This window comes from Paenibacillus sp. Soil787 (assembly GCF_001429545.1).
In the GTDB taxonomy this organism is placed as follows: domain Bacteria; phylum Bacillota; class Bacilli; order Paenibacillales; family NBRC-103111; genus Paenibacillus_E.
On record NZ_LMSP01000001.1, the window covers coordinates 1,049,144 to 1,067,793 of the forward strand.

Genomic DNA, 18,650 nt, shown 5'->3' on the forward strand with positions numbered 1-18,650 from the left:
CTCACCCCATCACAAGTAGATTAGAACAATTTTTGTTTCCCTTGCAGAATGCCCGGGAGGCTAATCTTTACATTCGTTTCTCCCTCCAGCGGCTCGAAAGGTTGATGACTTGCCGTCCATTTTCCCAGCTTATGCTGGGCTTTCTTCGCTGCTAGTTCTTCCTCTGTCACCCATTGAAGTGTATTCGTCGGACAAACGGATGCACACATGGGAGGGATGCCCTCTTGGGTACGATCGTAGCAAAGATCACATTTATACATCAGATTCTGTTCTTCATCGAATTTCGGTATACCGTAAGGGCATGCGATGGTGCAATTCTGACAGCCGATACATTTCTCAACTAATGCTGAAAGCACAGCACCTTCTTCGGTGATCTGAATGGCCTGAGCCGGACAGCTTCTCGCACAGGCTGGATTCACACAGTGAAGACACATCAAAGGAATCGTTTGGCGGGTTACTAGCGGATTCACATCATACACATAATTCCGATTTCGTTCATCGTGGCCTCCGCATTGTGTACAAGCAGCCAAACAGCTTCGACAGCCGATGCAATTATCCATTTCAATGTATAGATGTTGTTTCATCGGATGTTCATCCTCTCAGGTTGCTTTGCGATCTGTGCTGCGCAAGCCTTAAACTCCGGCATTTTGGACATGGGGTCCAACGCCGCAATCGTAAGCAGATTAATCGACTGCTCGTGGCCGAAATGATAAGGAACGAATACGGTATCTTTACGAATCGCTTCTATGATTTTCACTTTATAAAAGGCTTCTCCGCGCCGTGTATACAACCGGATGACCTCGTCGTGTGCGATGTTGTACCGCTCCGCTGTTTCTGGATGAACTTCGACGTAAGGCTCCGGACACATGTCCCGCAGGAAAGGAATTCTTCTTGTTTGATTCCCGGACAAGTAGTGATAAACAACCCGGCCTGTCGTAAGACGTAGCGGGTATTGCTCACAAGGCTCCTCGGCCGGTGGTCTGTAAGGGAGCGCGCATAGCTTCGCTCTGCCGTCCGCATGGTAGAACTTGTGATCAAGGAACATATGCGGCGTACCCGGATCTGCTTCGTCGCGGCATGGCCAGAATACACCGTCTTGCTTGTCGATCTTCTCCCAAGTGGCTCCATAATAATCCGCATATCCGCCTTTGGAGGCAAGACGGAATTCGTCCGCTACATCCCTGGCGGTCTTCAGATGGCCGAAATACTGCCCTCTGCCTAGTCGCTCCGCGAGTTCTACTTGAATCAGCCAGTCAGGTTTCGATTCGCCAATAGGCTCTTGCGCCTTATTAATCTTGATGATCCGTCCTTCCAGATTCGTCACTGTACCTTCATCTTCTGACCAGGTTACGGATGGCAGTACAACATCGGCAAACTCGGCCGATTCGGATAAGTACATATCTGAGCAGACCATGAAGTCCAGATTTTTTAAAGCAGAGCGAACGAAGTTTAGGTTTGGCGCAGAAACGGCCGGATTCGAGCAAAGCAGGTACAAGCCGCGAATCGTTTTGTCTTGCATTAGCTCAAACATTTCATAAGCCGAGACACCAGGCTGCGGCATCTCTTCCGGCTTGATCCCCCACACCTTGCACACCTCTTCAACGTGCTTCGGATTTGTAATTTTGCGGTACCCAGGTAGGGCATCCGCTTTTTGTCCGTGCTCTCTTCCGCCTTGACCATTTCCTTGCCCGGTAAAAGTGGCTACACCTGACTTTGGACGGCCGATCTTCCCAGTGACCAAGCACATATTCGTGTAGGCTGATACATTATCGGACCCTTTAATTTGTTGTTCAATGCCGCGAGCGAACATAACGATGGCATTAGGAGCTTTACCGTAAATCTCTGCAGCTCGAATCAATTTCTCAGGAGCAACTCCCGTGATTTCGCTTGTATATCCAGGCGTGAATTCCTTCACAACCTCTTTCATTTCATCAAAGCCGTTGGTATGATTGGCAACAAATTCAGCATCTACGTGACCATTTTGAATCAGTAGATTGATCATGCAATTGGCAAGCGCCAAGTCCGTACCTGGACGTAAATCGAGATGAACATCCGCCCGCCTGGCGATAGGCGTTTCCCGGGGATCTGCTACAATCAAATAACCGCCGCGATTCTGCACTTCCCATACGCGGAACATAGAGGTCGGGTGACACTCGGCTGTATTGCTGCCGGCGATGAACAAGCAATCCGTCTCATGCAAATCGGTCCACGGTAGTGTGGATCCTCTGTCAACGCCAAAGCTGCGAAGAAAACCTGCCGCTGCACTTGACATACAGAATCGGCCGTTGTAATCAATGTAACGCGTTTGCAGCGCGACTCGGGCGAATTTCCCTGTCAAATAACATTTCTCATTGGTCATCGATACACCGCTGAATACAGAAAGGGAGTCCTTGCCGTACTTGCCTTGCATCTCTTGAAATCTTTGCACGATCAACGCGTAGGCCTCTTCCCAGCTGGCTTCGCGGAAGCCTTCCTTCGTTCCTTTGAGCGATGCATCGTCACGGATTAATGGACGCAGCAGGCGATCATCGTGATTGGTTTGCTGATAGGCCGTCACACCTTTGGGACACATCTTTCCTAGTGTCACAGGCCAATCATATCGCGGCTCGACGCCGATAATTTTATTTGAAGAAGTATCGACCCGCAAATTCATCCCGCACTGCATGCCGCAGTAAGAGCAGTGGGTTTTAACCAATGTTTCGTTCGGGTGGGTTTTATTCGCTATTGTCTTAAAGAACTTATCCTTTTGCATGCTGGTTGCTCTCCTTTACGCGAATCTGATGGGTCGGTATACCTGTAAATCGAGACATTCGGTATTTCCGGCGGCATGGCAGGCAAAGCTCTGCCAAGTGGAAGCCTTCCTCTGTTTTGAATTCAATCTCGTTCACTTTAAGTACAGCGATGACATCATTGGATTGCTCGACAGATACAAAGTCAGTTCCGCAAACCTTGCAGCTTTTCATTTGTTGCTCTGCGTAATGTTCTCTGTAATTCCGCGCAAACACACTCATAGGACGGAATGGTATGTGAGCAAGCTTACCGAAAGGTATATAAATCAGCGTCACGATAACGGACCATTGGTGAACTAATGTGACAACCGAATGTCCATAGCCGTGAAGGAATATGTTGCAGAAGGTGAGCAGCAATCCTGTCAAGCTAACGAACAGCAGCATATACAGCGGGAGAAAATCATAGATAAATGTTTGTTCCGCACGAGCCTGCATATTTTTAAGCCTGCGATATAAGGCCATGCATACTCCGCCAATCACCATGAAGGCTGTTATATTCAACGCATTATAAAATAAAAATCCGAGAAGCCCATCCGCCTTTATATTCATGAGGTCGATCCCGAAGCCAACAACCGTGTATGTTCCGTTCTCCGCCATCGTGAAGTACATCCAACCAAACACCAGCGGGAAAGTAACGAAGGCAGACAAGATACATCCCCAACCTAGAAGAACGTGCTGTGTCCAGCGATACCACCCGCGATTCCAGATAAAGCGGTACGTGAGTAGATGCTCAGTGGTTGTCTGAGGCGTGCTTTTTCGAAATAACAGCTTTATGCCTTTTTTCAAAATAATTTTCGTAGGCGGGCGTTCCCCCCAAGCAATAAAACGATAAAAGAATCCGCAAATGAAAACTACGGTTCCTACCATATACCCGTATAAAGCCAAGTCAATATGTGTAAAAAACCTTGAACCGACTCCCATGAGAATAATTAATCCGCAAACAACCAGAAAGACACATTTGGCGAATTTTGACGCGAACGCTCGATCCATGATTACCATTGCCCCTTCACTTGTGATCTCATAGATGTATTAAACCATGAGTCGGGCCTGCAACACTGTGAGAAAAATCACTATGTACCCCATCTCTGACACATATTTTTGGTCGTCACTATATGGACAAAAAACGGCCTTCCATAAGATCTTTCAGATCCAAGGGAACGCCGCAGCCTTAGCGTGTAAATGAAGACAGGCAAGCTTGTGTGACAGCCGTCACATTATTTGAAAACACTTCTCAATTAGATGTGTCGTAAATATCGCTCCAGCATTTCATTCGCAACCGGGAAAACCATCTCCTCTTCGGATAGCAGATGCTCGGATAAGACAGAACAGGCCACACTAAGCAGCGAGATCGCCTTCTTCAGCTTTATGCTGTCGGCACCTTTACATTGGTCCGCATACTCAAGAAATGAGCGAACAAACCGTTCCGCTTGTTTATGATCCTCTTCCAGAACCCAAGTTGAGGTGAGAAAGGTGGGCTCCATCCCCTGATTCGCATACCCGGTAAGGAGGGGCAATACCTCCGCTTCCTCCCAGTGTTCATGAGCCTCAAGCTGCTGCATGAAGTTTACCATTTGTTTTCGAATTTCTTGAAGCAAACGCTTTGACTCTTCCGAGCCAAGCATGCCGACCATATGACTTGTCATTTCCTGGACATGGTCAAGCTCTCTTTTTAACGCGCCATGTTCGTCCTTTAACCGCCCCAGAACCTCTTGAAGACTTGAAGTCTGAGCGTCATCTAACGGCATCCCAAGATCAATAACCATACATGATTCCTCCTTTTATCGCTTTAATCACATTGTATGCCTTAATCTCAGCATTCTCTGTGAGGAGTATCACAACTCTTGTTTCTATTTCGTGACTTTAATCACTGCGGCATGCTTACGCTAGGTTTACATTAGAAGAAAAGGAATTGTTTCCGTAATGGAGGTAATGGTCGTGGGTAAAGAAGATAATGCTGCTTCGCATACATTTATGTTAAACGCTAAATTTCTGCTCATTTTGTTCGTAGTCATCGCCAATTGTATAGAACCCCTGATTCAACAAAGTGCAGTTTTCCATTCCTTATATCTGGGCATTTACACCTTTCATATCCCCATGTTTGTCATGGTAACCGGATATTTCTCTAAAAATTTCCGTCTGGATGTCACAGGAATCAAAAGTCTGCAGATGATTTTTTATCATTATCTTATCTTCCAAAGCCTCTACTCTCTGCTCGATTCGTTGGCTTTCCACGCGCCGGGTGTACGTTATTCATTTTTCATTCCGTATTCGTTATTGTGGTTTTTATTCAGCCATTTCTGTTGGCGATTGCTCCTTCTGCTCTTCACAAAAATGCAGCATCCCCTTGTATTCTCTGTTATTCTTGGGATACTCGTCGGATACGCGCCTTTTAGCGGAACGATGCTCAGCTTTTCCAGGACGCTCGTCTTCTTCCCTTTCTTCTTAGTCGGATACTATTTTCACCTCAATATGATCCCTAAGCAGATCGTTCGCATGAACAAGTGGTTAAGCGCAATTGTCCTGCTGGGTGTCCTGATCTTTCTGAACGTAATCCCGTTGGATCCCAAATGGTTATATAGCAGTTTCACTAATAGGGAGCTAGGTTCCTTTTATTGGTATACGGGCGGATATCGCTTAGGCGTGTATGCGTTGGAATCTATTGCTTCCTTTTGCTTCTTGAGCTTCGTTCCTCGCAAACCGTCTATCCTTACAGAATGGGGCAAATATACCGTATATGTGTTCTTGCTGCACGCGCTTATTACGAAAACAGCGATTTCAATGGGACTTTTCTCGCATGTGCACACTTCTGCACAAATGACTCTCGTCTTGCTGCTTGCCGTCGCACTTACCTGGCTGCTATCACAAGAGTGGGTACGCCGGTTCAGTCGACCTCTTATTGAACCAAATTTATCTCTTTGGGAGCGTTGGTTAGCTGAAAAATACAGGGCTTAGGCTGAAAAGAAGAATTCTGCTGCACATCGTTTTCCAATACTGACGTTGTCGAACCTAGCCTAAAGGAGATCTCTCACGCCGCAGAAACCTTATACTTCTTATTCTTCAAAAAAAGAGGCATGGCAGAATAACCCACACCTCCTTCAGTCATGCAGTTATAATAGGTCTATAAAAATACCGTCATGGGGTTACTGTTAAATCTTTTCCATGTACAATCAGATTCATTCGGCTTATCTCCTATGAGAAAAAGGATTCCAAATCTGTCAGTACTTTCTCCATTAATGGAAAAATAAGTTGTTCTTCCATGGTAAAGTGGTCATTTAATATCAAACATGCCTGTAAGAGATGCGCTGCCGTTTCCGCTAATCGCTTCTTCACAACGAGAGGTGTTATCTCAATAACAGCTTCTTGAAAGGATTGGATAAACGACATGCCAAGTTGATGGTCTTTTTCCAATACCCAGAAAGAAGGCATCATAGAGGGAGCAGATTGCCGATGAAAATACGTTAACAGGAACGGAAACAATTCCTGGTCCTCCCATTCTGCATGTCGTTCCAGTTCATTCACAAATTGATCGGTCTGTTTTCTGAGTTCTTGGACAAGCTGTATGCCCTTCACCGAATCATCCAATAGAATCAGTTCCTTGGCACTCGTTTCGAGCATCCTTACGATTTCTCTCAATTCTTCATGCTCTACCCTTAAACGATCCGTAGCAAAAGCAAGCTCCTCTGGGTTTGAAGAAGCAATTCCCGAGGTATAGCCTGTGGAATATATCGCCATACAGAGTCCCTCCCAAGGTAATTATTTCGTTTGCGATCTATCTTTAGTATAGCTTCAAGAGCATGTTCTCGCTGTGCGATACATCACACTAACCGCCGATATGAGACATTTCAGCCTTATGTGCGGGAGTCGTCTGTGCTAGTCTTATCGATCCTGAGAGCCCTGATAACGATAGCGCGTTGCAACCTCGCCTATATAATTCAATTCCACTTGTTCGAGCGCATCTCTTTATGAATGATTTCAATAATCTTTTTGCTGGGAACGACTGATATTGTGACCCCTATCACATTCATTCGAAGAGTTGCTGCTATGGTGACAAGAAATATACACATGGAGCAGATAACTATGTGAAAAATATCACATACATACACATAGGCAAGATATATAATGAAATCATACCAAATGAGAAGGAGTGGTTACTATGACAACCCTGTATAACGAAAATTTAGAAGAATTGCGAGATGATTTCTGCTGCGAGTATGGCAAGTTATTTGCTGAAAGAGTTGGTGGGATACAAGATCAGGATGAACAAATTACACAACAGCAATTCGAACCACAGACGGACAATATGACTGCGATGAAGTATCTTCATCAAGCTGGCCTTCAGGAGGAGTACCTGCTATGACTCCCCTGCAAAACCATATAACCAGTAATGCTGGCATATCTCCGGCACTACTGGTTTTTATTTTAAAATGAGATCAGGCAAGATGGAACGCCTCTTTACTATATGCAAATTGCTATTTAAGCCATGCAAGAACGCCCATCTCAATGAGTCTCCTCGCTCGGGCTACCTCCTGATCTGTTGGCGTAGGACATTGTTCGAGCGGGTATTCCTTCCCCATTTGCTGCCATTTGTAGACGCCCATTCTGTGATAGGGCAGCAGTTCAAATTTACTAACATTACGCAATGAACCGATGAACATGCCCAGCTCGATTAGATCCTTGTAGTCATCCGTCCATCCGGGTACAAGCACATGACGAATCCAAACAGGCTTATCGATCTCACTCAGATGTTCAGCAAAGCGCTTGATACGATCGTTAGGCTGTGCCGTAAGGGCAACGTGCTTAGCAGGATCAATCTGTTTCAGATCGAGTAGTACTAAATCGGTCGCATTCAAAAGCTCTTGCGCATGACTCGGCTCACAAAAGCCATTCGTATCCAGCGCGGTATGCAGACCCCAGCGCCGTTTGCACTCAGCGAACAAACGGGCTAGGAAAGGAGCCTGCAAAGTCGGCTCCCCACCCGTTACTGTAATCCCGCCGCCTGAATGACGATAATACGCTAGGTAAGGTTCAATCTCATTCATAATCTCCTCTACATCCATCTGCCTGCCCGTATTCATCTCCCATGAATCCGGATTATGGCAGTACTTACACTGCAGCGCGCAGCCCTGCATGAAGAGAACAAAGCGGATGCCCGGACCATCAACGGTGCCAAAGGTGTCGAAGGAATGTATGCGTCCTTTCATCGGTCTGCACCCCTTTCTATCGTTACATCGTGCCGTGAAAAGTACGATGGATCACATCAAGCTGCTGTTCCTTGGTCAGCTTGATGAAATTTACCGCATAGCCGGAAACACGGATCGTCAATTGTGGATAGAGCTCTGGATGCTCCATAGCATCCAACAACTTGGATCGATCAAATACATTAATATTCAAATGATGTCCATGATTCGCCATATAGCCATCGAGCAACGCGACCAGATTGGAGTTGCGTGTCTCTTCTTCACGACCGAGAGCCTTCGGTACGATGGAGAACGTGTTGGATATGCCATCAAGGCAATGCTCGTAAGGGAGCTTTGCGACAGATGCCAATGAAGCCAACGCACCTTTGCGGTCACGTCCATGCATAGGATTGGCGCCTGGTGCGAAGGGTTCTCCGGCTTTGCGGCCATCCGGTGTGCTTCCTGTCTTTTTCCCATACACGACATTGGATGTAATCGTTAGAACGGACATGGTTGGTACAGAACCGCGATACGTCTTGTGCTTCCTGATCTTATTCATGAATGTTTCCGTTACTTGCACGGCAATCGTATCGACACGCTCATCATTATTGCCATACTGCGGGTATTCGCCTTCAATTTGGAAATCGACGGCAATGCCCTTCTCATTGCGGATCGGGCGGACCTTCGCATACTTAATGGCGCTAAGCGAATCAGCTACGACGGATAATCCTGCGATACCAGTAGCCATGGTGCGTATAATCTCGCGGTCGTGAAGAGCCATCTCCAGCCGCTCATAGCAGTATTTATCATGCATATAATGAATGACGTTAAGTGTATTAACATACAGCTTCGCCAGCCACTCCATGACCGTATCAAATCTCTCCGCCACTTCTTCGTAATTCAGAACCTCGGAGGTTAACGGTGTTAATTGTGGGCCTACCTGTATTCCTAGCTTCTCATCCACTCCGCCGTTAATCGCATAGAGCAGCGCTTTGGCTAAATTGGCGCGGGCGCCAAAGAATTGCATCTGCTTGCCGACCCGCATAGCGGATACACAGCAAGCAATGCCGTAGTCATCCCCATAATAAGGCCTCATCAGATCATCATTCTCATATTGAATCGAACTGGTCTCAACGGATACCTTAGCACAATAAGCCTTAAAGCCCTCCGGCAGCTGAGTCGACCACAGAACAGTCAGATTAGGTTCAGGGGCAGGGCCCAAGTTATATAAAGTATGCAGGAAACGGAACGAATTTTTCGTTACACGCGCTCTACCGTCCATGCCCATGCCGCCAATCGACTCTGTCACCCAGGTAGGGTCGCCGCTGAAAAGCTCGTTATAGTCAGGGGTGCGCAGAAATTTGACGATACGAAGCTTCATGACAAAATGGTCAACAAGCTCTTGCGCCTCTGCTTCCGTCAGCGTCCCCTCGCGTAAATCCCGTTCGATATAAATATCAAGAAAGCTTGATACGCGACCAAGGCTCATCGCCGCACCATTCTGCTCCTTAATGGCTGCTAAATAAGCAAAGTACAACCATTGCACCGCTTCGGTGGCGTTAACAGCCCCCTTCGCAATATCGTAACCGTAGGTTCTGGCCATCTGCTTTAATTCACCGAGACTGCGGATTTGTTCGGATAGCTCTTCACGCAGCCGGATGACATCCTCTGTGATCGCGTCCACTTCCAGCAGCAGAAGATCATTCTTCTTCTCTTGGATTAGCCGGTCTACACCGTACAGAGCAACACGTCGGTAATCGCCAATAATGCGACCGCGCCCATAAGCATCTGGCAGACCCGTAATGATAGCAGCCTTACGTGCGGTTTTCATCTCGGAAGTGTACGCGTCGAACACACCTTGGTTATGCGTTTTGCGAATATCGGTAAACACCCGAACAATTTCCTCCGGCAGCTTAAAGCCATAAGCCTCACAAGCGTCGATAACCATCCGAATACCGCCGAAAGGTTGTACGGAACGCTTCAAAGGAGCATCGGTTTGCAGACCTACGATTTTCTCCTTATTCTGTGCGATATAGCCTGGCGCATGGGAGGTAATCGTGGAGATCGTCTGGACATCAATGTCCAGCACGCCTCCGTTCTCTCGCTCTTGCTGGGTTAGCGTACTTACCATCCGCCATAGCTCATTCGTCGCTTCTGTTGGACCTGCCAGGAAGGCATAATCTCCTGTGTAGACGGTTATGTTTTTAGCAATAAAGTCGTTTACATCGATGGACGTTTCCCAGTTCCCTTGGGTAAATTCTCTCCAACCATTCTCTATCCGTATCTCTTGCTCCCGTGTCGCCATGATGAAGCCTCCTTAATTATGCACGATTAAAACTTACCGTAAAAAGCATTTCGATACACGTCAGCCAGCTCAGTCACTAACGGCATCCGAGGATTCGCTGTTGTACACTGATCTTCAAACGCGCGATCCGCCAAGTAATCTACACGCGTCTCGAATTGCTCCGCCTGGAACCCAAGATCCTGAAATTTCTCCGGAATACCGAGGATTTTGTTTAGCTTGCGGATCGCCTCGATAAGGCTGTTCACGCCTTCTTCGGTTGTCTTAGCGGGAAGTCCCAGCATGCGGGCGATTTCTGCGTAGCGTTGATCCGCTACGAAGTGATCGTATTTCGGGAACGAAGTGAACTTCGTCGGCTTTTGAGCATTATAGCGAATGACATGCGGCATCAGAATCGCGTTGGTACGTCCATGAGCTGTGTGATATTCGCCGCCCCATTTATGCGCCAAGCTGTGATTAATACCAAGGAAAGCATTCGCAAAGGCCATACCGGCTATTGTTGAGGCATTATGCATCTTCTCACGTGCAAGAGGATCTCCTGTGGCATACGATTTCTCTAAGTTTTGGAACACTAATTGGATGGCTTTCATCGCTAATCCGTCAGAATAATCGTTCGCCATCACAGACACATACGCTTCAATAGCATGAGTTAGGACATCCATACCGGTGTCGGCTACCGCGGTCTTCGGCAAGCTGTATACATAATCAGGATCAATAATGGCAACATCCGGTGTAAGCTCATAATCAGCAAGCGGGTACTTGGTATTGCCCTTCTCTTTATCTGTAATTACGGCGAAAGACGTCACTTCCGAACCTGTCCCCGATGTCGTAGGAATGGCTACAAATTTCGCTTTGCGTCCCAGACGCGGATATTTGTAAACCCGTTTACGGATATCCATGAATTTTTGCTTTAAGGCATCAAAGCTGGTATCTGGGTATTCGTAGAACAGCCACATCGCTTTAGCCGCATCCATCGGTGACCCGCCGCCCAAGGCGATAATGCAATCCGGCTGGAAGCTTGCCATCTGTGCCCGACCGCGTTCTACTGTTTCAACGGACGGATCAGGTTCCACATCGGAAAACACTTCGATATACACAGGCAGTTGTCGCTTGCGGAGGTAATATTCAACGCGCTCTACGTAACCGAGCTTCACCATCATGGGATCCGTGACAATCATGACCCGTGTAATGTCCGGCATTTTTTCTAAATACTGAGTAGCTCCCTTTTCAAAATAAATCTTCGGCGGTATCTTGAACCACTGCATATTGACGGTGCGGTAAGCAACCCGCTTCACATTGATCAGATTCACGGCGCTCACGTTAGAGGTTGTGGAGTTATGACCATATGAGCCGCAGCCTAGTGTTAAGGAAGGCAAGTTCGTATTATAAATGTCCCCGATAGCGCCATGCGTGGAAGGTGAGTTAACAATGACACGTCCTGTTTGAAGCTTACCTGCGAACGCCTGGATGACCTCCGGATTCTGTGAGTGAATGACAGAGGAATGTCCCATGCCGCCGAATTTCACCACTTCCACAGCCCGGTCAATGCCTTGCTCCGCGTTCTTCACTTTGTAACAAGCGAGCACAGGGCTTAGCTTTTCAGCTGATAACGGGAATGCCTCACCGACGCCGGCTAGCTCTGCGACCAGTATCTTCGTTGCCATAGGCACCTTAATCCCAGCCATCTCGGCTATTTTCACAGAAGATTGACCGACAATAACCGCGTTAACCGCACATTTCTCACTGTTAATCACTAATTTGGAGACAGCTTCCGTTTCTTCTTTATTTAAAAAGTAACAGCCCTGCTCTGTCATCAATTTTTTTGTTTCCGCGTAGAGCGATTCCTCAATAATGACTGCTTGTTCGGAGGCGCAAATCATGCCGTTATCAAAGGTCTTAGATAGGATCAAGTCATTCACAGCCTGCGGCAAATTCGCTGTCTTCTCTATGAAGCAAGGAACATTGCCAGGTCCGACGCCCAAGGCTGGCTTGCCGGTGCTATAGGCTGCTTTCACCATTGAAGAGCCTCCCGTAGCTAGAACAAGCGCCACATCGGGATGATTCATCAGCAGCTGGGTAGCTTCCACAGATGGGTGCTTCACCCATTGAATACAATGCTCTGGTGCGCCGGCCTTAACTGCCGCATCCAGTAAAGTCGCTGCTGCCGAAGCACTTGATTGCTGCGCAGATGGATGGAAGGCGAAGATGATCGGGTTGCGAGTTTTTGTCGCAATTAATGACTTGAACATCGTCGTCGAAGTCGGATTCGTGACAGGCGTAACACCAGCGATAATGCCCACGGGCTCAGCCACCATTCGGTAGTTCTCATACGCGTTTTCCTCAATCACACCGACCGTCTTGTTATTTTTGATACTGTGATAAATATATTCAGTAGCGAATAAATTTTTGGTAATTTTATCTTCATACACACCACGGCCGGTTTCCTCCACAGCAAGCTTAGCGAGAACCATGTGCCTATCGATGCCGGCTAATGCCATTTGCTGAATGATATGGTCTACCTGATCTTGATCCAGCTTTAGAAATTGCTGCTGTGCTTCTTTCGCTCTGGCCACCAGCCGGCCCACTTCCTCTTGCGCTGAAATCCGTTCATTCATCTTCGCTTCTTTGGTTGTCATGATTCTATCACTCCTTTATTTTCATTCCATGTGAAGCCGTTAACTTGTTGTTTCTACCCTTAGATTAAGCTTAATCAGGTACCCTAACTATGATAAAAATCACAATACGAAAAGTTAAAGCGATTTCTTCCTTGACTGTTTTGTGAATAATTTCACATTCTAATTTACAAGTAAAGCGGCAGTTCTATTTTCATAAAATTGCCGCCTGCTGCCACCCTGCATTTCGTTGATTACCAAGTGATGAAACCTTTTGAACCCGGGGCTGGATTTATGATCATATCCATCAGTGGTATTGTATAAGCAAACAATATTAACAGAATCGATACCGTGATCCAAATCCGCCAACGATCCAAATAGGCCGGCGTTGCTTCCGCTGATTCCATAGCCTCGCCTATCGGATACTCGGTCTCCCCTTTAGGCGCACGCAACAAGGCAAAGACGTTATAGACCATAAGCAGCACACCGATGAATAACACGGTTCCGCCAATTGCCATGAAGACGTAATACGGCATCCAGCCCGCTGCATCGGCACTTCCTTCATAGTTCGTGAAAGCTGTTCGCCTCGGTGCGCCGAACAATCCGACTAGATGCATAGCACCTGACATGAAGAACATGCCCACACACCATATGATGGTTTGGATAATGCCTAATTTATTCATTCGGGCTGTTAACACACGTCCGGTAACAACTGGGATTAACCAATATGTAATCCCAAAGAATGTCAGCGCGACACTTGTCGCAACCGTTAAGTGAAAGTGCCCGGTAACCCATAAGGTATTATGAATAACGGCATTCATTTGATTACTTGCGTTGATCAGACCGCCTGCTCCAGCAGGGATAAAGATCAGCATTCCCATGAAAGGAGCGAAGAATCGGACATCCTTCCAGGGCATCTTTTTCACCCACCCGAATAGCCCCTTTGCCCCTAGAGCACGACCATTCAGCTCAAAAGTCGCAAATAGAGAGAATACCGTCATAAGAGACGGAATGACCACCATAAATGTCAATATGACCTGTAAGTATTTCCAAAAAGAACTAATACCGGGCTCCATTAACTGATGGTGAAAGCCTACCGGAATCGAGAATAATAACAAGAGAATAAAGGAGAGTCTGGCGAGCGCATCGCTGTATATTTTGCCTCCAATAATTTTCGGAATTATCACATACCAGCAAATATAAGCCGGCATTAGCCAGAAATAAACCAGTGGATGTCCGAAGTACCAGAACAAAGTTCGGCTCAACATCACATTAATGGTTTCCACCCAGCCGAAGGACCAAGGAATGAGTTGAATCAACACCTCCGCCGCAACCCCGATTGTTGCGATTTGCCACATCAGGAACGTCACAACAGACATAAAGGCGAATAGCGGAGACAGCTTGCCTGCATGTGTCCTTTTCCAATATTTATACTGATAAAAAATGCCCCAACCGCTGATCCAGCTTCCTACCACCAGCATCGCTAAACCTATATAAAAGTAGGGGGATGCTTTCAAAGGTGCATAGAAGGTGTACAGTACGCTAGCCTTTCCTGTTAATACCATGACAACTCCAAGAATGGTCCCTGCTGTCATGAAAACAAATCCAGCCCACCCCATTCTATGAACCACTGGAAGCAGTTTGCCACCTAACGTATAGGACATGCCAGAATAAATAAAGCCGATAATAAAATACGTTGTAAACACAATCGCCATCAAAACCCCGTGCGCGGTTAACAGCTCGTAATAACCAATTCCATAAGGTAAATTAATCGTTCCGCTCTTCACCATCGTTTGAAGTAGTCCTGCAATACCGCCGATGAGCAGCGCTATGAATGCTACAAGGATATAGGCGACAACAAGCTTACCATCCTTGAGATCAAATTTATGAGACTTCAACGATAAATGTCCCGTTCTCACGTTGTCTTCCACCTTTCCACCCTAATCTTCTATTATTTAACGATAATGGTTGTTTTCATAAATTCATGTGCACCGCCGCAATATTCATTGCACAGGATCAAGTATTCACCCGGTTTCGTAAATGTGTGGCTTACGTGACTAACTTCTCCGGGAACAAGCATCATGTTGATGTTCGTGCCAGGAATCTCAAAGCCGTGTACCACATCTTGCGTTGTTACTATAAAGTTGATAGTCGCTCCTACAGGAATTTCCATCTTATCCGGCGCATAGCCGAACGTAAATGCTGTCATGACCGCCTCATACTTATTGTCATCGATGAGGTGCAGTCCAGGCTTATCGAAAGGCTCGGTTTCCGTCACCTTAGCAGGATCAATCTGATGGTGATGCGCACTTGGAGGCTTGACTCCCATTGCAAATGCTGAGACCCCCAGCACAGCTAGAAATACAAACAGCATGACGATCCCAATGGTTAACCAGATTTTTTCGAGTTTATGGATATGCATAATCTAGACCACCCTTTACATTGTGTTTTACTGTCTGGATATAAAAAGAATAAATACCGCGACCCAACTGATAACCAAGAAGAGTCCTAATAGCAAAACCGAGGCAAAGGTTCCATTTAGGGAAGGTTCATGATCTGTTTTAGTGATTTCAGAACCTTGTGCATCTTCTTTTCGGCTACTCATACCAAACACCCCCTGTTGTGTGAACTCCTTGCGTTGATCTTATTAAATTCCCCCTTCCTTCACTGTGACTTTTCTCACGATCTCCAATGGTAATCATGAACAATTCGTTACTTCTGTTGATTTTCCAAGTACTGTATGGCCTCATAGTCCTCAAACGTCTTGATATTGGAAACAAAATTCAAATCAACGCCATTCTCAAGTAAGAAACGATCCCCTAGCTCGCTCCAAAAAACACGGTTTAGCAAGGCTGAAACTTTGGTTTCCCCTTGATGTAATAGAGGTACGATGTAGGACGCACAGGTTCGATCATAAATGCCATGCAATGGATAAAGCTCGCCGGCCACCAAGGGAACAACGGCCTCAAATCCATCCAGCTTTCTTTGCAACATCAACTGAGCGGCTTTACTAGATATAAAGGGCATATCGCACCCAACTACCCAGACGGAAGTATGTTTAGCTAGAGATAATGCGGCGTGCATACCGCCAAGAGGCCCATGACCTGCAAAAAAATCCGTAATAATACGAACGGAACGATCGACTTTGTTTAGATAGGGCTTGGGATCATTGGTAACAATAATCAACTCATCGCATATTTCCCTCATACTATCTATTTGTCGGACAATAAGAGGCTTTCCGCCAAACGGAAGCAATGCCTTCAGTTCTCCATTCATTCGACGGTTAGCTCCACCAGCCAAAATAACTCCTGAAAGCATACCCATCACTTCTCCTTTTCAAATTCTTGTATAGGTCCACTTTAGACAAAATAACTTCGCCTGTAAGTGAAAAATGTCACACTCCCGTAATACCTGTTGTGACACAAATCACATCGAACGATTTAAAAAAAGAGATATACTATATAAGCTGATTTGGGAATTGGAGGGATGAGACGAATGAACGAAAGAGTTTCTTTGCATGAAGAAGTGGGTGTCCGGAATACAGAATGCCTTTCTGCCGATAATCTAGCTAAACTACAGCAAATCATGTACGAGTCAAAAGTCACAAAGGGGTCGCGTCTCTTCTGGGAGGGAGACATCGCTGACAAGTTATACTTTATCAAGAGCGGACGAGTTAAAATGACAAAGTCTACGGATGAAGGAAGGCACTTTATTTTGTACATGTATCAGGAAGGCGATCTATTTGGTCAAGTTGACCCTTTTTGCCAATCCACTCATATCTTCAATGCAGAGGTAATCGAGGATAGTGTCATCGGGGTTATTTTGCAGAAGGATTTAGAGGTATTGCTCTGGCAAAATGGAGATCTAGCTGTTGAATTCATGAAATGGATGGGACTTGTCCATCGTATGACGCAGACCAAGTTCCGCGATTTGATGATGTTTGGTAAACATGGCGCCTTATGTTCGCTTCTTATCAGACTTACTAACTCCTATGGTAAAGAGCAAGGCAACCACATTTTAATCACAAAGACGCATACCCATACAGAACTTGCTGATATGATCGGGGCTACGCGAGAGAGTGTAAATCGAATGCTAAGTGAGCTTCGGAGAGCAAATGCCATCCACATCGAAAATAATCATATCCTTGTAAAAGATCTATCGTATCTTCAGAATATTTGCCATTGCGAAAGTTGCCCTAAAGACATCTGTAGAATGTAAGCACTGCATGCTAAACATAAATAAACACCTATTCTTACTCTCAGATTACGGAGTAGAAGAACAGGTGTTATCACTATTTAACATTGGATTATGCCCTCATCTTATCTCAATTTAGGTTTTAAATGGCATCGTTCTAAGATCTTATCAAACCATTTGTGCAGGTAGGGAAGGATCATATGGTCCACACCAAATTTACCTGCATTAGCGCCAGCCGCTATGATGAAAAATCCCAGGAGTATTAACCATGGATTCGCGCTGACCGTTCCAGCAAACATATACATAAAATTCATCATTAAGCCGAAGAAAATTGCTGCTGTAGTCAACGCACCTATCAGTAGGCCCAAACCAACCAAGAGCTCACCCCAAGGAACCATGACATTAAACCACCCAATATGCGGAAGAGCGAAATTTTTCAAGAAAGCAACATAATTCGCATAAACCATATCTGTTGTTCCACTCTCAAGAACAGGCTTAGCAATTGCTCCTTTTAGATATCCTGTAGCGTCGAAAGCTTTTTCACCTGTGATTTTGTGCCATCCAGCTAGCATCCATTCCCAACCGACATACAAACGGATGATCGTTAACAGCATTGCAGCGTAATTATTTTCCCTTAACCATTTCATCATTTGAACCATCTCCTTCGTCCTTTATGATTTTATTATAGGTCGAAGAAAATGAAGTGTATGTGAGAAAAGTCACTTTGATGAATATTCTTCCAAATCAAAAAAGAACGGGTCATTTAGCTCCCATTCCTTTACTTTTCATTTGAAAAGAATATCATCTCTTAAAGGTGCAACATGACTTAGGGCTTCTTTGATATCTGATTCATCTACTTGAAAATGAGCAAGCGCGTCATGTAGGTGCTTTACAATGGCAGAAAAATGTTCGGGTTGAATATTCATACCCTCATGTGCTTTTGACATGGATGATCCTGAATATTGGTTAGGACCACCTAATGCGAAGCTAATAAACTTGGTTTGATGCTTCCGTTGTTTCTCCATATCCGTGTTAAGGAAAAACTTTTCGACAGTTTTATCTGCTAGAACCAGCGTGTAAAAATAATCCACCACCTTGGAGATTACCTCTTCCCCGCCTAATTTATCATAAAGCGTTTCTTGGGTTTGCAAACTTACATCCCCCTCCTGCCAATAATTATCAACCATATAATTCGCTTAAGACGAACGTTTTATTCACTGTACGTTATTGACAGGTGTAATAAATATCACAGCTTCCCGCAATCATCTTATTTATAATGAACTTAAAATTAATCTAGTGTGAGAACAGGGAGATGATTCTATTTATGAAAAGAGAATTCACCGTTCATTTTAAAGTAATCCACCATGATAAAAGTTCCCTTTTAAGGGGCATTATTTTCTTGGAGGAGAATCAAAAGCCAACTTTGAATGATTATGAACAATGTCTTAAGGATTGTGGCCATGACGTAATTCTAATAGATAAAAAAAACGTAATTTTCAGAGCTTCTAAACCGAATGAACAATATATTATTCACATTTTGGAGGAGGAAAACAACAATATTAGAGATATAATCGTC

17 protein-coding genes are annotated in these 18,650 nt (G+C 45.5%); 3 read left to right on the forward strand and 14 right to left on the reverse strand.

All coding sequences use genetic code 11. From position 1 onward, the window contains the following. Positions 1-20: 20 nt before the first annotated feature. The 4 genes from ASG93_RS04285 to ASG93_RS04300 all read right to left on the reverse strand — a co-directional run bounded on the left by ASG93_RS04285 (position 21) and on the right by ASG93_RS04300 (position 4,552). Positions 21-584 carry a 4Fe-4S dicluster domain-containing protein gene (locus ASG93_RS04285; protein WP_056829123.1) on the reverse strand — a complete coding sequence of 188 codons (564 nt, stop codon included), beginning with the start codon at positions 582-584 and terminating at the stop codon, positions 21-23. Further along, complete coding sequence (locus tag ASG93_RS04290; RefSeq protein ID WP_056829125.1) at positions 581-2,752, reverse strand: molybdopterin oxidoreductase family protein; 2,172 nt, start codon at positions 2,750-2,752, stop codon at positions 581-583. The genes ASG93_RS04285 and ASG93_RS04290 overlap by 4 nt, the downstream gene beginning before the upstream one ends. Continuing rightward, positions 2,739-3,779: a hypothetical protein gene (locus ASG93_RS04295; protein ID WP_056829127.1), complete on the reverse strand. Its 1,041-nt coding sequence runs from the start codon at positions 3,777-3,779 to the stop codon at positions 2,739-2,741. The genes ASG93_RS04290 and ASG93_RS04295 overlap by 14 nt, the downstream gene beginning before the upstream one ends. Positions 3,780-4,024: 245 nt before the next feature. Beyond that, positions 4,025-4,552 carry a hemerythrin domain-containing protein gene (locus tag ASG93_RS04300; protein WP_056829129.1) on the reverse strand — a complete coding sequence of 176 codons (528 nt, stop codon included), beginning with the start codon at positions 4,550-4,552 and terminating at the stop codon, positions 4,025-4,027. A 172-nt stretch (positions 4,553-4,724) separates the two neighbouring features. On the opposite strand from ASG93_RS04300, the gene ASG93_RS04305 reads away from it, so the two are divergent. Continuing rightward, complete coding sequence (locus ASG93_RS04305; protein WP_082614681.1) at positions 4,725-5,741, forward strand: acyltransferase family protein; 1,017 nt, start codon at positions 4,725-4,727, stop codon at positions 5,739-5,741. Between the two features lie 237 nt (positions 5,742-5,978). On the opposite strand, the gene ASG93_RS04310 is transcribed toward ASG93_RS04305, so the two are convergent. Beyond that, positions 5,979-6,521: a hemerythrin domain-containing protein gene (locus ASG93_RS04310; RefSeq protein WP_056829133.1), complete on the reverse strand. Its 543-nt coding sequence runs from the start codon at positions 6,519-6,521 to the stop codon at positions 5,979-5,981. A 421-nt stretch (positions 6,522-6,942) separates the two neighbouring features. On the opposite strand from ASG93_RS04310, the gene ASG93_RS04315 reads away from it, so the two are divergent. Next, positions 6,943-7,146: a hypothetical protein gene (locus ASG93_RS04315; RefSeq protein WP_056829134.1), complete on the forward strand. Its 204-nt coding sequence runs from the start codon at positions 6,943-6,945 to the stop codon at positions 7,144-7,146. Between the two features lie 112 nt (positions 7,147-7,258). Here the strand turns inward: ASG93_RS04315 and pflA are convergent, their stop codons facing one another. The 7 genes from pflA to ASG93_RS04345 form a co-directional block, all read right to left on the reverse strand. Next, on the reverse strand, positions 7,259-7,990 hold the full coding sequence (gene pflA, locus ASG93_RS04320; protein WP_056829136.1) for a pyruvate formate-lyase-activating protein: 732 nt from the start codon (positions 7,988-7,990) through the stop codon (positions 7,259-7,261). A gap of 22 nt (positions 7,991-8,012) precedes the next feature. After that, the gene (gene pflB, locus ASG93_RS04325) at positions 8,013-10,271 is read right to left on the reverse strand and encodes a formate C-acetyltransferase (RefSeq protein WP_056829139.1); all 2,259 of its coding nucleotides are present in this window, start codon (positions 10,269-10,271) and stop codon (positions 8,013-8,015) included. Between the two features lie 26 nt (positions 10,272-10,297). Next, entirely contained in the window at positions 10,298-12,904 is a 2,607-nt protein-coding gene (gene adhE / locus ASG93_RS04330; RefSeq protein ID WP_056829142.1) for a bifunctional acetaldehyde-CoA/alcohol dehydrogenase, read from the reverse strand. Between the two features lie 230 nt (positions 12,905-13,134). Continuing rightward, positions 13,135-14,799 carry a cbb3-type cytochrome c oxidase subunit I gene (locus tag ASG93_RS04335; protein WP_056829144.1) on the reverse strand — a complete coding sequence of 555 codons (1,665 nt, stop codon included), beginning with the start codon at positions 14,797-14,799 and terminating at the stop codon, positions 13,135-13,137. A gap of 32 nt (positions 14,800-14,831) precedes the next feature. Further along, complete coding sequence (locus tag ASG93_RS04340) at positions 14,832-15,302, reverse strand: cytochrome c oxidase subunit II (RefSeq protein WP_056829146.1); 471 nt, start codon at positions 15,300-15,302, stop codon at positions 14,832-14,834. Positions 15,303-15,329: 27 nt separating this feature from the next. Then, positions 15,330-15,485: a cytochrome c oxidase subunit 2A gene (locus tag ASG93_RS34810; protein WP_156410780.1), complete on the reverse strand. Its 156-nt coding sequence runs from the start codon at positions 15,483-15,485 to the stop codon at positions 15,330-15,332. 107 nt (positions 15,486-15,592) lie between these two features. Next, positions 15,593-16,204, reverse strand: coding sequence for a molybdenum cofactor guanylyltransferase (locus ASG93_RS04345; RefSeq protein ID WP_235550715.1), 612 nt, complete (start codon positions 16,202-16,204; stop codon positions 15,593-15,595). A gap of 171 nt (positions 16,205-16,375) precedes the next feature. On the opposite strand from ASG93_RS04345, the gene ASG93_RS04350 reads away from it, so the two are divergent. After that, positions 16,376-17,098, forward strand: a complete 723-nt coding sequence (locus ASG93_RS04350; protein ID WP_056829148.1) for a Crp/Fnr family transcriptional regulator — start codon at positions 16,376-16,378, stop codon at positions 17,096-17,098. 101 nt (positions 17,099-17,199) lie between these two features. Here the strand turns inward: ASG93_RS04350 and ASG93_RS04355 are convergent, their stop codons facing one another. Both ASG93_RS04355 and ASG93_RS04360 read right to left on the reverse strand, forming a co-directional pair. Next, positions 17,200-17,724, reverse strand: coding sequence for a DoxX family membrane protein (locus ASG93_RS04355; RefSeq protein ID WP_056829150.1), 525 nt, complete (start codon positions 17,722-17,724; stop codon positions 17,200-17,202). A gap of 135 nt (positions 17,725-17,859) precedes the next feature. Further along, positions 17,860-18,225 carry a group I truncated hemoglobin gene (locus ASG93_RS04360; RefSeq protein ID WP_414858836.1) on the reverse strand — a complete coding sequence of 122 codons (366 nt, stop codon included), beginning with the start codon at positions 18,223-18,225 and terminating at the stop codon, positions 17,860-17,862. Positions 18,226-18,650 lie beyond the last annotated feature (425 nt).

Bases quoted from the DNA above. Each gene is read 5' to 3' on its own strand.
- ASG93_RS34810 (WP_156410780.1), bottom strand. From the start codon at position 15,485: ATGAGTAGCCGAAAAGAAGATGCACAAGGTTCTGAAATCACTAAAACA.
- pflA (WP_056829136.1), bottom strand. From the start codon at position 7,990: ATGAAAGGACGCATACATTCCTTCGACACCTTTGGCACCGTTGATGGT.
- ASG93_RS04300 (WP_056829129.1), bottom strand. From the start codon at position 4,552: ATGGTTATTGATCTTGGGATGCCGTTAGATGACGCTCAGACTTCAAGT.
- ASG93_RS04290 (WP_056829125.1), bottom strand. From the start codon at position 2,752: ATGCAAAAGGATAAGTTCTTTAAGACAATAGCGAATAAAACCCACCCG.
- ASG93_RS04345 (WP_235550715.1), bottom strand. From the start codon at position 16,204: ATGGGTATGCTTTCAGGAGTTATTTTGGCTGGTGGAGCTAACCGTCGA.
- ASG93_RS04315 (WP_056829134.1), top strand. From the start codon at position 6,943: ATGACAACCCTGTATAACGAAAATTTAGAAGAATTGCGAGATGATTTC.
- pflB (WP_056829139.1), bottom strand. From the start codon at position 10,271: ATGGCGACACGGGAGCAAGAGATACGGATAGAGAATGGTTGGAGAGAA.
- adhE (WP_056829142.1), bottom strand. From the start codon at position 12,904: ATGACAACCAAAGAAGCGAAGATGAATGAACGGATTTCAGCGCAAGAG.
- ASG93_RS04310 (WP_056829133.1), bottom strand. From the start codon at position 6,521: ATGGCGATATATTCCACAGGCTATACCTCGGGAATTGCTTCTTCAAAC.
- ASG93_RS04285 (WP_056829123.1), bottom strand. From the start codon at position 584: ATGAAACAACATCTATACATTGAAATGGATAATTGCATCGGCTGTCGA.
- ASG93_RS04295 (WP_056829127.1), bottom strand. From the start codon at position 3,779: ATGGATCGAGCGTTCGCGTCAAAATTCGCCAAATGTGTCTTTCTGGTT.
- ASG93_RS04350 (WP_056829148.1), top strand. From the start codon at position 16,376: ATGAACGAAAGAGTTTCTTTGCATGAAGAAGTGGGTGTCCGGAATACA.
- ASG93_RS04340 (WP_056829146.1), bottom strand. From the start codon at position 15,302: ATGCATATCCATAAACTCGAAAAAATCTGGTTAACCATTGGGATCGTC.
- ASG93_RS04355 (WP_056829150.1), bottom strand. From the start codon at position 17,724: ATGATGAAATGGTTAAGGGAAAATAATTACGCTGCAATGCTGTTAACG.